The 14,881-nt window shown below is 60.0% G+C and carries 13 protein-coding genes and 1 tRNA gene; 2 read left to right on the forward strand and 12 right to left on the reverse strand.

Features of this window, described 5'->3' with window-relative positions; all coding sequences use genetic code 11:
• From eat to FY112_RS07225, 5 genes are all read right to left on the reverse strand, one after another.
• A partial coding sequence (eat, locus tag FY112_RS07205; protein WP_181018176.1) for an ethanolamine permease occupies nucleotides 1-1,161 on the reverse strand: 1,161 nt, incomplete at its 3' end.
• A gap of 28 nt (nucleotides 1,162-1,189) precedes the next feature.
• Nucleotides 1,190-1,936, reverse strand: coding sequence for an ethanolamine ammonia-lyase subunit EutC (eutC, locus tag FY112_RS07210; RefSeq protein ID WP_131708696.1), 747 nt, complete (start codon nucleotides 1,934-1,936; stop codon nucleotides 1,190-1,192).
• Nucleotides 1,933-3,330: an ethanolamine ammonia-lyase subunit EutB gene (locus FY112_RS07215; protein WP_151518071.1), complete on the reverse strand. Its 1,398-nt coding sequence runs from the start codon at nucleotides 3,328-3,330 to the stop codon at nucleotides 1,933-1,935. Before FY112_RS07215 ends, eutC begins: the two co-directional genes overlap by 4 nt.
• Nucleotides 3,331-3,965: 635 nt before the next feature.
• Nucleotides 3,966-4,042: transfer RNA gene (locus tag FY112_RS07220), tRNA-Arg, on the reverse strand.
• A gap of 54 nt (nucleotides 4,043-4,096) precedes the next feature.
• Nucleotides 4,097-5,260, reverse strand: coding sequence for a M20 aminoacylase family protein (locus tag FY112_RS07225; RefSeq protein WP_151518072.1), 1,164 nt, complete (start codon nucleotides 5,258-5,260; stop codon nucleotides 4,097-4,099).
• Nucleotides 5,261-5,417: 157 nt separating this feature from the next.
• Here FY112_RS07225 and FY112_RS07230 point away from each other — a divergent pair, with 157 nt between their 5' ends.
• Together FY112_RS07230 and FY112_RS07235 are read left to right on the forward strand one after the other, a co-directional pair.
• Nucleotides 5,418-6,551 (forward strand): D-alanyl-D-alanine carboxypeptidase family protein, encoded by a 1,134-nt coding sequence (locus FY112_RS07230; protein WP_151518073.1) that lies wholly within the window; start codon nucleotides 5,418-5,420, stop codon nucleotides 6,549-6,551.
• A gap of 18 nt (nucleotides 6,552-6,569) precedes the next feature.
• Entirely contained in the window at nucleotides 6,570-7,721 is a 1,152-nt protein-coding gene (locus tag FY112_RS07235) for a GTP-binding protein (RefSeq protein ID WP_017962327.1), read from the forward strand.
• Nucleotides 7,722-7,753: 32 nt separating this feature from the next.
• Here the strand turns inward: FY112_RS07235 and FY112_RS07240 are convergent, their stop codons facing one another.
• The 7 genes from FY112_RS07240 to FY112_RS07270 form a co-directional block, all read right to left on the reverse strand.
• Nucleotides 7,754-8,527 (reverse strand): FadR/GntR family transcriptional regulator, encoded by a 774-nt coding sequence (locus tag FY112_RS07240; RefSeq protein WP_094087301.1) that lies wholly within the window; start codon nucleotides 8,525-8,527, stop codon nucleotides 7,754-7,756.
• 9 nt (nucleotides 8,528-8,536) lie between these two features.
• Entirely contained in the window at nucleotides 8,537-9,817 is a 1,281-nt protein-coding gene (locus FY112_RS07245; protein WP_151518074.1) for a TRAP transporter large permease, read from the reverse strand.
• A 4-nt stretch (nucleotides 9,818-9,821) separates the two neighbouring features.
• Complete coding sequence (locus FY112_RS07250; RefSeq protein WP_064647636.1) at nucleotides 9,822-10,400, reverse strand: TRAP transporter small permease; 579 nt, start codon at nucleotides 10,398-10,400, stop codon at nucleotides 9,822-9,824.
• Between the two features lie 144 nt (nucleotides 10,401-10,544).
• Nucleotides 10,545-11,522: a TRAP transporter substrate-binding protein gene (locus FY112_RS07255; protein ID WP_151518075.1), complete on the reverse strand. Its 978-nt coding sequence runs from the start codon at nucleotides 11,520-11,522 to the stop codon at nucleotides 10,545-10,547.
• A 612-nt stretch (nucleotides 11,523-12,134) separates the two neighbouring features.
• Nucleotides 12,135-12,359: a sulfurtransferase TusA family protein gene (locus FY112_RS07260; RefSeq protein WP_151518076.1), complete on the reverse strand. Its 225-nt coding sequence runs from the start codon at nucleotides 12,357-12,359 to the stop codon at nucleotides 12,135-12,137.
• Between the two features lie 5 nt (nucleotides 12,360-12,364).
• Nucleotides 12,365-13,585, reverse strand: coding sequence for a murein L,D-transpeptidase family protein (locus FY112_RS07265; RefSeq protein ID WP_151518077.1), 1,221 nt, complete (start codon nucleotides 13,583-13,585; stop codon nucleotides 12,365-12,367).
• Nucleotides 13,586-13,781: 196 nt separating this feature from the next.
• Entirely contained in the window at nucleotides 13,782-14,735 is a 954-nt protein-coding gene (locus FY112_RS07270; protein WP_151518078.1) for an acetyl-CoA carboxylase carboxyltransferase subunit alpha, read from the reverse strand.
• Between the last annotated feature and the right edge of the window lie 146 nt (nucleotides 14,736-14,881).

Genomic DNA, 14,881 nt, shown 5'->3' on the forward strand with positions numbered 1-14,881 from the left:
TTCGGTTTGACGCAGCTTAAACAGCGACGCCATCGAGACGATGTACATGATGATCGCGCCGAACACCGACATGGTGACAATATTGGCGGTCAGCGGCAAACCGCCGATCTGGATCAGGCTGTCGGAAAAGATGGCTGCGATGCCGACGGCGCCACCTGCCAGGACTGCGAGATAAGGCGTGCGGAATCTCGGATGGATTTTTGCAAGGGCTTCCGGGAGGTAGCCGGCGCGGCCCAGCGCAAAAATCTGCCTGGAATAGCCCATGATGATGCCGTGAAAGGAAGCAATCAGGCCGAATAGGCCGATCCAGACCAGCATATGCAGCCAACCGGAGGATTCGCCCACGACCGCCTTCATCGCCTGCGGTAGCGGATCGTTGATATTGGACAGCGTGCGCCAGTCGCCGACGCCACCGGCGAAGATCATGGTGCCGAATGCGAGGAAGACGAGTGTCAGAATACCCGCAATATAGGCAATGGGAACGGTGCGGGTGGGGTTCTTGGTCTCCTCAGCCGCCATCGCCGCGCCTTCGATCGCCAGGAAAAACCAGATGGCAAATGGAATGGCGGCAAAGATGCCTCCAATGGCACCGACCGAGAATTCAGGGGCGCCAGCCCAGCCATTGGCCGCGAAATTGGCAAAAGAGAAGCCCGGCGCGACGACACCCATAAAGATCAGCAGTTCGGCAATCGCCAGAATGGTGATGAGGAGTTCGAAGGTTGCCGCGATCGTGACTCCGACGATATTGAGCGCCATGAAAATGATATAGGCGCCGACAGCCGCCATTTTCGGATCGAGCCCCGGGAACTGCACATTGAGATAGGCGCCGATGGCCAGCGCGATGGCCGGAGGGGCGAAGACGAATTCAACCAATGTCGCAAAGCCCGCAACGAAGCCGCCGAGCGGGCCGAAAGCCCTGAGCGCATATGCAAAAGGGCCACCGGCATGCGGAATGGCCGTCGTCAATTCCGTGAAGGAAAAGATAAAGGTGGTGTACATGACGGCAATCAGGATCGTGGTGATCAAGAAGCCGAGTGTGCCAGCCGCCGCCCAGCCATAGCTCCAGCCGAAATATTCGCCTGAGATGACGAGGCCGACGGCAAGTCCCCATAAGTGCAGCCCGGTCAGGCTTTTGGCGAGCGTCGGTTGAGAATTTGACATGATTGTTCCCTTTTTTTTAAATTGAACTTTATGCTTCTTGGTGTGGCAGCGCTTCTATGGCGCCTTCGGCGTTTTCCTTGAGATCGACACCGGTCAGCTGCAGGCGAAGCGCCTCCCGGACAATCCAAACGATCTTGTCGGCTGCGACCTCGTAGCCGAGCCCGTCTGCATGAATATTCGAAATGCAGTTGCGCTCACTATCACGCCGTCCCGATTGCGGGCGGAACGTGATGTAGGCACCGAGGCTGTCAGGCACGCTTAGTCCCGGCCTCTCGCCAATCAGCACGATGGCAACTTCTGCGCCAAACGCCGCCGCTGCCTCATCACCAAATGCCACTCGCGCCTGCTCGCCCAATATCACCGGGGCGACGCTGAAGTTGCCAAGACGCTTCATGCATGCCTTAAACAGCGGCACTGCGTGGTGTTCGACCGCCGAGGCTGAAAGTCCGTCTGCGATGATGAAGGCGATATCATAACGATCGCCTGGGCCTGGCAGATCGGCTGCGTTGGTCTGACGGCCGAGATCCGGGCGTGCCAGATAGATCGTACGGTCTTTGGCGCGAGACCGAATCCGGACCGTCGGCACGGGAGCAAGCTGCTTGGCAAGGGCGACGAAATCCACTTGACCATGCACGGCATCCCGCGCCCGGGCATGGGCAAGCTGGAAGTCGAGAATTGCCGATGTCGGCAACGCGTCGCCCGCCCTTCCAAGCCCAATTCGGGCGCGTGTGGCGTTGCGGAACCGCGCAAATGGATCTCGTTCGAAGGGAGTCATGCCGATGCCCTGTAGCTCAAGAGATTGCGAGAAAAGGCGCCCGAGGCGCTGGCAGGCGCAAGACGACCCGTGTGATCAATCATGCCCATGCGATGAAGCCAGGCTTCGAACTCCGGGGCGGGCGGACGATTGAACTGGTGCCTGAGGCCGACAATATCGTGGTAGGAAAGGCTCTGATAATTGAGCATGACGTCATCGGCGCCGGGCACCGCGATGAGGAAGCTGACGCCCGCAACAGTCAGCAACACCATCAGATTATCCATATCGTCCTGGTCCGCTTCGGCGTGGTTCGTGTAGCAGACGTCGACCCCCATCGGCACGCCAAGCAGTTTGCCGCAGAAATGATCTTCGAGCCCGGCGCGGATAATTTGTTTGGCGTCGAAAAGATATTCGGGGCCAATGAAGCCGACCACCGTATTGACAAGCAATGGATTGAGTTCACGTGCAACGGCGTAGGCCCGGGTCTCAATCGTCTGTTCGTCGACACCACGATGGGCGTTGGCCGAGAGGGCGCTGCCCTGGCCGGTCTCCAGATACATGACATTGTTTCCGACCGTGCCGCGCTTCATGGAAAGTGCTGCCTGCTGACCTTCCCTGAGGACGGCGAGATCGACGCCGAAACCCTTGTTGGCAGCCTCCGAGCCGGCGATTGACTGGAACACCAGGTCGAGCGGCGCTCCAGCCTCAATCGCCTTGATTGACGTGGTGACATGGGTCAACACGCAGGATTGGGTCGGGATCTCGAACCGTTCGCGCAGCCGGTCGAAAAGAATCATCAATCTTGTGCAGGCCTCAAGATTGTCGGTCGCCGGGTTGATGCCGATCACCGCATCGCCGATCCCATAGAGAAGTCCATCAAGCGTCGAGCCGGCGACGCCTTCAGGATCATCAGTGGGATGATTGGGCTGAAGACGGCTCGATAGTCGGCCGGGCAGACCGATCGTGGAACGAAAGGCCGTGACCACCCTGCATTTGCCGGCGACGGTGATCAGGTCATGGTTGCGCATGATCTTGGAGACCGCCGCGACCATTTCGGGGGTGAGGCCCGATGCGATGGCAAGCAGTTTTTCGGAGGTCGCCTCATAAGAGAGAAGCCAATCGCGAAACTCACCGACCGTCATATGAGATACCGACGCGAATGCCATCCAGTCATGGCGGTCGACGATCAGCCGACTGACCTCGTCGGTCTCGTATGGGATGACGAGGTCTTCCAGGAAAGTTTTGAGAGGCATATCCGCGAGCAGGTAGCGGGCGGCCACCCGCCGCTCGTTGCTTGACGCCGCGATCCCGGCCAGCACGTCACCTGATTTCAGCGGCGAAGCGCAAGCCAATACCGATTTCAGATCCTGAAAGACATGGCGTTCGCGTCCTAGAACGATCGAATATGTTGTCATCTGCTCCTGGCCGTCGATCAGCCTATTTTCGATGCCCGGGAACTCGTCCGCCTTTTGTGGGCATTCCCAGGCTTCCGCCGAGTAGATTTGCTCGGCCCCAGGCCAATCAACGCAAGAAGCGTGCCATTCTTGTCGGCTAAGATACCGAGGCAGCCGTGCCAAAGGCTCAGCATGGCTGGACCATGACCGCTTACGCGACGCGGCTTTCGCAGAGACTGCTTTCAATTTAGGGTGGTTAGTTCGCTAGGGTGGTTGTATCCACCTTGCGATAACGTGCTCCGATGCGCGCATATTTGCGCTCGGTTCAACACTGATTGCGAAAATATTCGTTGATTGTCGTGATCCAGTGGTTCTGGCCCGAGTGCTTTTTCGGTGGGGCAATCTGTGCCGAGGCGCGATCGCCAATTTCGAGTGAACTGACCGTGGCTCGACGCCGATGTTGAAAAACTAGCCAGTTGAACGGGTCTAATCGATCACCAATTTCTTCGGCTCGAAGAGCTTGGTCGTGCGGCCTCAACGCGACACTCGGCCTCGCTACTGCCAGTCAAAGGCCGGTTTCTCATGACATCATTATTGCGTTCTTGCATGTCTGCAGGAATGTGCGTTGTGTCGAGGGAGATAACCATCTGATTGACTGGTGATCCCGGCGCGATTCGAACGCGCGACCCCCAGATTAGGAATCTGGTGCTCTATCCTGCTGAGCTACGGGACCACTTGCACGCCATGCATACAAAAGGCTTGGCGGGAAGCCAAGCCTTAATTGTTGCTAAAGGCCGAGGCGTTGTTCGGCGAGGCGGACCCAATAGGAGATGCCGTGGGCGATGGCTTCGTCGTTAAAGTCGTAGGCCGGGTTGTGGAGGCCGGCGCTGTCGCCGTTGCCGATGAAGATGAAGGCGCCGGGGCGGGCGTTCAGCATGTAGGAGAAATCCTCGCCGCCCATCATCGGATCGATCTCGGCGTTGACGTTGCCTTCGCCGGCAATGGCACTCGCGGTGGCGACCGCATGCTCGGTCTCATCGGGGTGGTTGACGGTAACGGGATAGTTGCGATGGAAGCTGATTTCGGCCTCGGCGCCGTGGGCAGCGACCAGGCCCTCGATGATCTGCCGGAACCGCGTCTCGGCGAGCGTGCGCACCTCCGGGTCGAGGGTGCGGACCGTTCCGGCGAAGGTCGCATCGTTCGGAATGACGTTATGGGCGAAACCGGCATTGAACTTGGTCACCGAGACGACGACCGAGCGCAGCGGATCGGCGGTGCGCGAGGCGATCATCTGCAGATTGGCGATGATCTGGGCGCCGATGGCGATCGGGTCGATGGTCTTATGCGGCTGGGCGGCGTGGCCGCCGCGGCCCTTGATGGTGACGGTGAATTCGTCGGTCGCCGCCATGATGGCGCCTTTGCGGGTAGCGAACTGGCCGACAGGCAGGCCCGGCAGATTGTGCATGCCGTAGACCTCTTCGATATCGAAGCGCTCCATCATGCCGTCCTTGACCATCAGATTGCCGCCGCCGCCGCCTTCTTCGGCGGGCTGGAAGATGACGGCGACATTGCCGTTGAAGTTGCGGGTCTCGGCCAGATATTTCGCAGCCCCGAGCAGCATGGCGGTGTGGCCGTCATGGCCACAGGCATGCATCTTGCCCGGCGTCTTCGAAGCCCAGGGTTTGCCGGTGATTTCGGTGAGCGGCAGGGCGTCCATGTCAGCGCGCAGGCCGACCGTGCGGCGGCCTTCGTCCTTGCCCTTGATCAGGCCGACGACACCGGTGCGGCCGATGCCGGTGACGATCTCGTCGACGCCGAATTCCTTGAGTTTTTCGGCGACGAAGGCAGCCGTATTTTCCACCGCGAAGAGGAGTTCGGGCCGGGCATGAATATGGCGGCGCCATTCGGCGACCTCGTCCTGCAACTCCGCGGCTCTGTTCAAAATCGGCATATCGGCGTTCCTGTTATGAAATCTCGACAATCTTTCATCGCATCACAAGGGTGTGAGGCTGTGGAAATTACTTAGTCAATGACCTTTGCCATGTCATAGCCATATAGGCTAAATAGGGGAAGATTTCGAGATTTTCCTGATATCCGAAGGACGAACCGTGTCGACGAGCCACTTCCGTTTGTTTGCTGCCTTGCGGCCGCTTTCTTTCGTGTCAGCGGCGACTGCCGTGTTTCTGGCTTCCGTTCCGGTGGCCCATGCCAATCCGCACATTCTCGTCGATGTGCAGACCGGCCGCGTGCTCGAGCATGAAGAAGCCTTCCGCAAATGGTATCCGGCCTCGCTGACCAAACTGATGACCGTCTATACCGTGTTCGACGCGATCCGCGCCGGTCAGATCAGCCTCGATACGCCCATCGTCATCAGCAAACGCGCCGCCGCGCAGCCGGCCGCCAAGATGTATTTCAAGCCGGGCCAGAAACTGACGCTCGACAGCGCGTTGAAGATTCTGCTGGTGAAGTCCGCCAACGATGTGGCGGTCGCGGTCGCCGAAGCCATCGGCGGCACGCAGGAAGGCTTCGTGACGCGGATGAACGGCGAGGCGCTGAAGCTGGGCATGACGGATTCGCATTTCGTCAATCCGAACGGCCTGCCCGGCAAGGGCCAGTATACGACGGCGCGCGACCTTGCGGTGCTGACGGTGGCGCTGCGCCGCGATTTTCCGCAATATGCCGGTTATTTCGCACTGGAGGGTTTTACCACCGGCCAGCAGAACGTGCCGAGCCTCAACATGCTGATCGGCCGTTTCGCCGGTGCAGACGGCATGAAGACCGGCTTTATCTGCGCCTCGGGCTTCAATCAGATCGGTTCGGCGACGCGCAACGGCCGCACGCTGATCTCGGTCGTGCTCGGCACCGACAGCCTTGCAGCCCGCGCCGATGCGACGGCGAACCTTTTGCAGAAGGGCTTCACCACCCAGCCTGCCGGCAACGACACGCTGGGTTCGCTGAGACCCTATGGGTCGGGGCAGGACCAGGTGACCGACATCAGCGCCGATATCTGCAGCGCCAAGGGCGCCAAGGTGCGCAGCGAAACGCGCGACGAAGTCGGCCGCATGAAGGTGCAGTCGCCCTATATCCAGCCGATGGACCACGATCCGCAATTCGTCTTTGCCGGCCTCATTCCGGGCCAGGATCCGCAGCCGGCCGCGCAGCCGGAAAAAATGGCGCGCGGCGATACGGCAGGCGCGATCGCCAACGTGCCGGTGCCGATGCCGCGCCCGACATCCTTTTAAGCTTTAAGGTAAAATAACATGAGCGCGCTAAACGACAGGATTCCGGTCACCATCCTGACCGGCTTTCTCGGCGCCGGCAAATCGACGCTGCTCAACCGCATCCTCAAAGATCCTGTCATGAAGGATGCGGCCGTCATCATCAACGAGTTCGGCGATGTCGGCATCGATCATCTTCTGGTCGAAAGTTCCGGCGATTCGATCATCGAGCTGTCCGACGGCTGCCTCTGCTGCACCGTGCGCGGCGAGCTCGTCGATACGCTGGCGAACCTGATGGACGCCGTGCAGACTGGCCGCGTCAAACCGGTGAAGCGCGTCGTCATCGAGACGACCGGCCTTGCCGATCCTTCACCGGTCATGCAGGCGATCATGGGCAATCCCGTCATCGCCACCAATTTCGAGCTCGATGGTGTCGTCACGGTCGTCGACGCGGTGAATGGGCTGCAGACGCTCGACAATCATGAGGAAGCGCGCAAGCAGGCGGCGGTCGCCGACCGGCTGATCGTCTCGAAAAAGTCGATGGCCGGGGCAACGGACGGGCTGGAAAAGCGGCTGCGGGCACTCAATCCGCGTGCCGTGATGATGGATGCCGACAGCGCCGAGGCGGGCAGTGCCGCGGTGCTGGTCAACGGGCTCTACGATCCGGCGACGAAGATCGCCGATGTCGGCCGCTGGCTGCAGGACGAGGATGCACACGAGGCGCATCACAATCATGATGGCGATCACCACGGCCACCATCATCACAGTCATGATCATGATGGTCACGCGCATCAGGACCCGCACGACGTCAACCGTCACGATGCCTCGATCCGCTCTTTCTCGATCATCGAGGAGAAGCCGATCGATCCGATGGCGCTCGAGATGTTCATCGATCTGCTGCGCTCGGCCCATGGCGAGAAGCTGCTGAGGATGAAGGCGATCGTCTCCGTTTCCGACCGGCCGGATCGGCCGCTGGTGCTGCATGGCGTGCAGAGTATCTTTCACCCGCCGGTGCGGCTTGCCGCCTGGCCGGGGGAAGACCGGCGCACGCGCATGGTGCTGATCACCCGGGATCTGCCGGAAGCCTTCGTGAAGGATCTCTTCGACGCCTTCCTCGGCAAGCCGCGCATCGATATGCCGGATCGTGCGGCGCTGTCGGACAATCCGCTCGCCATTCCCGGCATGCGGATTTAAACCGCTGAATTTTTGTTGCTACGCGATCTTCTTCAGGCCTTGCGTTTCAGAATGCTTGAAAGCCACTTGGCCTGCTGGCCGCTGAGAAGGGTGCGATAGCGCTCCTGACTTGCCGCCAGATGGGCGCGCATGGCGGCGCGGGCGGCTTCCGCGTCACCGGCAGAAATCGCCTTCAAAATCGCCAGATGCTCGCGCTGCAGGCCTTCCTGATACTCACGCGACAGCGTGCTATCTGTACCCCAAGGCGAAGCGATGTCGCAGGGGATGGCCCGCATGCCAAGCGCATCGAGAACTTCGACATAATATGAATTATTGGTGGCAGCCGCGATTTCTCGGTGGAAAGCGAAGTCGCTCTTGCCGGTTGCTTCGCCGCGCTCGAGCAGCCGGTCGAATTCGAAGAAGGCTTCCTGAATCTGCGCTTCCTGAGCCGCATTGCGCCGTAGCGCCGCAAGCCCTGCGCTCTCGATTTCCAGCCCCATGCGCACTTCGATGATATTGAGCGCATGGGAAACCTTGTTGCCGACATCGGCGCTGATCGAACCGAAGGCAATCGTCGGATGGTTCTTGACGAAGACGCCGGCGCCTTGCCGCGCCTCGACGAGGCCGTCGGCGGCAAGGGTTGCAATCGCCTCACGGACAACGGTGCGGCTGACGCCGAAGAGTTCGCCCATCCGGGTCTCCGTCGGCAGCTTTTGGCCGGGCGCGTACACTCCCGACACGACCTGAGCGCGGATGGCCGAAACGACGCCTTCGGAGAGTTTCGGCCTTCGCTCGACCCTGAAATCTACGGCTGTGTCGGTCGCCATGTCGCACTCCTATTTGAACACGCTCGGCAGCCACAGCGAAATCGCCGGGATGTAAGTGACCAGCCCGAGCACCACAATGCCCGCACCGTAGAACGGCCAGATCGAGCGCATGGCCTCCCACACCGAAATCTTGCCGACTGCACAAGCCACGAATTGCACCGCGCCGACTGGAGGCGTGTTCAGCCCGATGCCGAAATTCAGGATCATGATGACGCCGAAATGCACCGGATCGACACCGTAGGCCTGCGCAACCGGCAGGAAGATCGGCGTGCAGATAATGATGGTCGGCCCCATGTCCATAAAAGTGCCGAGCACAAGCATGAGGACATTGAGCAGGAGCAGCACCGTCAGCGGGTCGTCGGCGACGCTCTTCATCCAGATCACCAGCGAGGCCGGCACCTTGAGGAAGGCCATCAGCCAGGAGAAGGCGGCGGCTGTGCCGATAATCAAAAGCACCATTGCCGTCGTGCGCACGGCGCCCTGCGTGGCGTGAACGAAGTCTCTCCAGCTCATCTGTCGATAGACCAGGAGGGTTATCAGCAGCGCGTAGAGCACTGCGATGCAAGAGCTTTCCGTCGCAGTGAAGATGCCGGACCTCACCCCGCCGAAGATGATTGCGATCAGCAGCAGCCCAGGCAGCGCGACGGCGAGCAAATGAGCCACCATGACAAAGCCCGGAAAGGGTTCTGTCGGATAGCCGCGCGAGCGCGCAACGATGTAGGCGGTCACCATGAGCGCAGCCGCGAGCAATAGTCCGGGCAACACGCCGGCGGTGAACAGATCGGCGATGGAGATCTTGCCGCCGGCAGAGATCGAATAGATGATCATGTTGTGGGACGGCGGCAGGAGCAGCGCGATTAGCGCTGCCATTGAAGTGACATTCACTGCATAATCGGCACCATAGCCGCGCTGCTTCATCTGCGGGATCATCAGGCCGCCGACGGCTGCGGCTTCTGCCACTGCCGAACCGGAGATGCCGCCGAACAGTGTGGCGGTGACGATGTTGACCTGGCCGAGGCCGCCGCGCACGTGACCGACCAGGGATGCGGCGAAGGCGACGATGCGACTGGCAATGCCGCCGCGCACCATCAGGTCGCCGGCGTAGATGAAGAAGGGGATGGCGAGGAGCGAAAATACGCTCATGCCGGAATTCAGCCGCTGGAAGATGACCAGTGGCGGCAGGCCCATGTAGAGCACCGTGGCGAAGCTGGCGACGCCGAGGCAGAAGGCGATCGGCGTGCCTATCAGCATCAGGGTGGTGAAAACACCAAACAGGATCCAGAGTTCCATCGCGCTAGACTTTCAATTTGACGTTCGGATCGGCATTGATGTTTTCAATCTCGACGGCGATTTCCGCCGGCAGAATCTCATCCAGCGCATCGTCGATCGGTTCGCCTGCGAGGCGGAGCACGATGCGCTCCAGCGAGAAGATGACGGCAAGCACGCCGCCGCCTGCGAGCGGCAGATAGTCGAACGCGCCTGAGATACCCAGCGAAGGCAAGGTTGTGTTCCAGGTCAGGCTCATGAGAGCGCCGCCGTACCAGACCATGCCGGCGCCAAAGGCGAGAATGACGACGTCGGAGATCATGCGCAGGACGCGCTTGCCGGATTTCGGCAGCACATAAAGCAGCACGTCAAAGCCAAGATGATTGTTCTCCCGGATGCCGACGGCGGCGCCGAGGAAGATGAACCAGCTCATCAGCATGACCGAGCCCGGCTCCGTCCAGCTCGGCGAGTCGTTCAGCACATAGCGGCAAAATACCTGCCAGGCGACAAAGACTGTCATCAGCACCAAGCCGGTGCCCGCGAGCCAAAGGGCGGCGTTGCTCAGGCGTGTCAGAAAATTGACGACGGGTGTCAGGTTGTTCGACATAGGGACCTCGTCGAAATTGGGCGCTCACTCTCCCTTGTCGGGAGGAGACGAGAAAGATGTGCATGAAACGGTGAACCGGGGTGGAGATAACTTTCCACCCCGATAACCGACGCCGCTTTCCGCGACAAAGAAGGCAGCCTAGGGCTACTGCACAGCCTTTACATCCTCGACCATCTTCTTCAGCACGTCGTCTTTCACGTGCTTTTCATAAACCGGGGCCATGGCGTCGATGAACCCCTGCTTGTCCGGCATGGTGATCTGAGCGCCGAGCTTTTCGACATTGGCGCGCGATTCAGCGGCCTTGGCTGACCACAGCTCGCGCTGCCTGGCGACGCTGTCCTTGGCTGCCTGTTTGAAGACCGCCTGATCCTCCGGCGTCAGCTTGTCGAACGCCGCCTTGTTCATGACGAACACTTCCGGCAGGATCGTATGCTCGTCGAGCGAGTAGTTCTTCGCCACTTCGGCGTGCTTGGCGGTGTCGTAGCTCGGAAAGTTGTTTTCCGCGCCGTCGATGACGCCCGTTTCGATTGCCGAATAGACTTCTCCATAGGGCATCGGCGTGGCATTGGCGCCGAGTGCCGCCACCATGTCGACGAAGATGTCGGACTGGATAACGCGGAACTTCAGACCTTTCATGTCGGCAACCGAATTGATCGGCTTCGTTTTATTGTAGAACGAGCGCGCGCCGGCATCGTAGAAGGCAAGCACCACGAGACCGGCCGGTTCGAACGCCTTCTTGATCTGGTCGCCGATGGCGCCGTCCATGACCTTGTGCATGTGATCTTCCGAACGGAAGATATAGGGCAGAGCCGGAACGACCGATTCCTTCACAGTGCCGTTGAAGGGCGCCATTGACACACGATTCAGCTCGATGACGCCGGAGCGCACCTGTTCGATCGTGTCTTTCTCCTCGCCGAGTTGGGCGGAATGATAGACTTCGAGGGAATAGCGGCCCTGCGTGCGCTCCTTCAACAGCTCGCCAAAATATTTGACGCCTTCGACTGTCGGATAGCCGTCCGGATGAGTATCCGACGATTTCAGCACCGTTTGAGCGCTGGCCGCGCCGCTCATGAATGAAGCGGCAACCATAAGACCGGCCGCCAATTTAACAAAGTTTTTCATGCTCTCCTCCCGTTTTGCATGACGATGAATTCTCAGAGTCGGTATCCCGGCTTTGCGACTTAGAGGAAGATCCTCAGCACGCTTCGCCTTCCTGCGATATTTCCAGAATCGGGCACCGATGGTCCGACCCGAAAGGTTGCGCGAGTTGGAAGCTGCTCATCGAGACATACCAACATGGCTCAACGTGCCCATCGGGTCCGATGGAGCAGTTGCATACTTCTGCACGCGAACACTGTCGCTCTTCTCGTGGAAACAGAAGACTGGATCGGTAGCCTCCTCTATTCTTGCCGTTCCTCCGACGGCGCACTATGGCTAAAACCTGTAAAGTATAATGTCAACATACAAAAGCTGTGTAGTTGTATGATGAATTTTCGCCGCTGCTTGTTCTCCTATCGGCAGCTGTGAAAGCGCGAGCAGGCAAGATCGGAGGCGCGGACGGCAGCTGAAGGTGACGCCTATCGTACGAACCGTCGGGCTCATTCATTTACGCTGATTTTGCCCGGCGGTTTGCTAGTCCCATGCCTCGCCGAGATATGCGCCCGCAAAAAGCGAGGGTCAGATACCTAACTGCGTGGGGCCTTGAGATCTGCTTACCGGTTTGGGCGACGCGCGTCAGCGCTTGCGGATCAGGAAGCGGTGGCCGCTTTCGGTCTTTACCGTCTCGACCAGTTCGTGGCCTTCCTCATTGCAGAAATGCGGCACATCGATCACGGCCAGCGGATCGGTGGTGTCGACGCGAATGAGCGTGCCGCTCGCCAAGGCGGCGAGCTTCTTGCGTGTCTTGATCACGGGGAGTGGGCATTTCAGGCCGCGAAGATCGTAGAGAACGGGGTTCAAGCCGTTCAGTTCCTCGCCCAGAATTTCCAGAACGGCTTCTTTGCCGTGGCGTCCGCCGTTTCCTGCGGTTCGGGCGCCGCAAAGGCCAGCGGGTTCTGCATCGGCACCGGCACGGCCGCAGGTGTCGCGGCAGCCACTGCCTGTGGCTGGGCAGGTGCTGCAGGCGTGGCACCCGGCGCGGTCTTGGCGGCGAGGCCCTGCGCGGTGCGCTTGGCCATCATGTCTTCGAGTTCGGCGACCTTGACCAAGCGGCCGGCTTCCAGCGAGGTGCCGGTCGGAGCGTAAGCAAGTTCGCGGCCCTTGCGCAGCTTGGCGACCACGGCCTTGCGCTCGGCTTCCGTGGGATCGTACCAGGCCATGCCGTCAAATTTGCTCATCGCCTTGGCATAATCGGCATCATAGGTCTTGCCGTAGGAGGCGAGAGCCGCCGTCAGTGCGGGTGGCGTCGACATAGCAGGGCATTTGCCGGCGGCATTGAAGGCGCCGCCGTCGGTTGCCTGCTGGTTGAAGACGTATTTCTTTTCGCAGACGTTGACCTCAGGCGGGCGCTTCGTCACTTCGAAATTGTCGTAGCCAACCTTCAGCATCTTCCAGAAGTCGTAACTGCTGTCGAGGCGATGCTTGACCATGTTTTCCGCCGTCATGCGGAAGGGGAAAGCCTGCAGCTGCACCGTCGCCTGGCCGCCCTTGAAAGCGTCGCGGGCAAAAGCGTAGATCTCCAGCACCTGCTGGTCGGTCATCGAATAGCAGCCGGAGGATGAGCAGGCGCCATGGATCATCAGATCGGAACCGGTGCGGCCGTTCGCCGCGTCGTAGCGGTTCGGGAAGCCGGTGTTGATCGCCAGATAATATTTGGAATTGGGGTTCAGGTTGGCGCGCGTCAGGTCGTAAAAACCTTCCGGCGCCTGCCGGTCGCCGGTCTTTACCTTCGGACCGAGACGGCCGGACCAGGCGCAGATCTTGTAATCGGCGATCTTGTCGAAACGGTTGTCGGTCTTCGCCTTCCAGATCTCCATGGCACCCTCTTCCTTGAAGATGCGGATCATGATCGGCGAATTGCGGTCCATGCCCTTGGCGGCCATGGCGGTGAGGATATGGCTGGGAAGCGGCTGCTCGACCTTGTTCTTGACCTTGGAAAGATCGACCTGCGCGGTTTCCAACGCGTCATTGCAGCCGGACAGAGCCAGCGCCATGAGGGAAATATAGGCAAAATGACGTATGCGCATCCCAACTAGCCCATAAAGATAATGCGACCCGGTCCGCCCATGGAGTCCCGGCATCAAACGGAATCATAGACGGCTTATACTTTACAAGTCCTTACCAGCCTATGACGTGCCTGGAACATCCCCGCAAGCGCGAATGCTACAGATAACATCAATGTGGCCAAGATTTGGCCCCAATCGATGAGAAACCGAATGTCTGTTAGAGATTACGGCCCATGGCGAGGAATTTCTGGCGACGGTCGTTGCGTAGCTGCTCGCCGGAGCGGGGTGCCATTTCGGCCAGAGCATTGGCGATCACGTCACCGGTTGCTGCTATCACGCTGTCCGGATCGCGATGTGCGCCGCCGAGCGGCTCGGAAATGATGCCGTCGATGACGCCGAGCGATTTCAGGTCCTCCGCGGTGATCTTCATGTTGGTCGCCGCTTCCCGGGCGCGGGTGGAATCGCGCCAGAGAATCGAGGCGGCCCCTTCCGGAGAAATGACGCTGTAGATCGAATGCTCGAGCATATAGACCTTGTTGCCGGTGGCGATGGCGATGGCGCCGCCCGAGCCGCCTTCGCCGATGACGACGGAAACGAGGGGAACCTTGACGCCGAGACACATTTCCGTCGAGCGGGCGATCGCCTCTGCCTGGCCGCGCTCTTCGGCGCCGACGCCGGGATAGGCGCCTGCCGTATCCACCAGCGAAATCACCGGCAGTCCGAAACGGTCGGCCATTTCAAGGATACGGATCGCCTTGCGGTAGCCTTCCGGGCGGGGGCTGCCGAAGTTGTGTTTCAGGCGGCTCTTGGTGTCGTTGCCCTTTTCCTGGCCGATGACGGCGACCGGCTGGCCGCGGAAACGGGCAAGGCCCGCCTGGATTGCGGCATCCTCGGAAAATTTGCGGTCGCCGGCGAGCGGCGTGAATTCCTGGAACAGCGTTTTGGCGTAATCGACAAAATGCGGGCGCTGCGGATGGCGGGCGACCTGCGTCTTCTGCCAGGGATTGAGCTTGGAATAGATTTCGACGATGGCGTCGCGGACGCGAACCTCCAGCCTGCCGATCTCATCGGTGGTGTCGATGCTCTCGTCTTCCGTTGCGAGCTTCTTCAGCTCGATGATCTTGCCTTCGAGGTCGGAGATCGGCTTTTCGAAGTCGAGATAATTGTGCATGAGGTGCGTTTCCGTTCCTTGTGCCCGGGGCGTTTTCCTGGCTCCGCCCCTTGTCGCCGGTCCTATTCGTGCTTTTTCGCCTGTTTGGCAAGGGGGTGATGCGTCTGGACAAGCTGCTGCAGCCTCTCTTCGAGGACATGTGTGTA

Source organism: Rhizobium sp. PEPV16 (assembly GCF_008919455.1).
GTDB classification, from domain to species: domain Bacteria; phylum Pseudomonadota; class Alphaproteobacteria; order Rhizobiales; family Rhizobiaceae; genus Rhizobium; species Rhizobium leguminosarum_Q.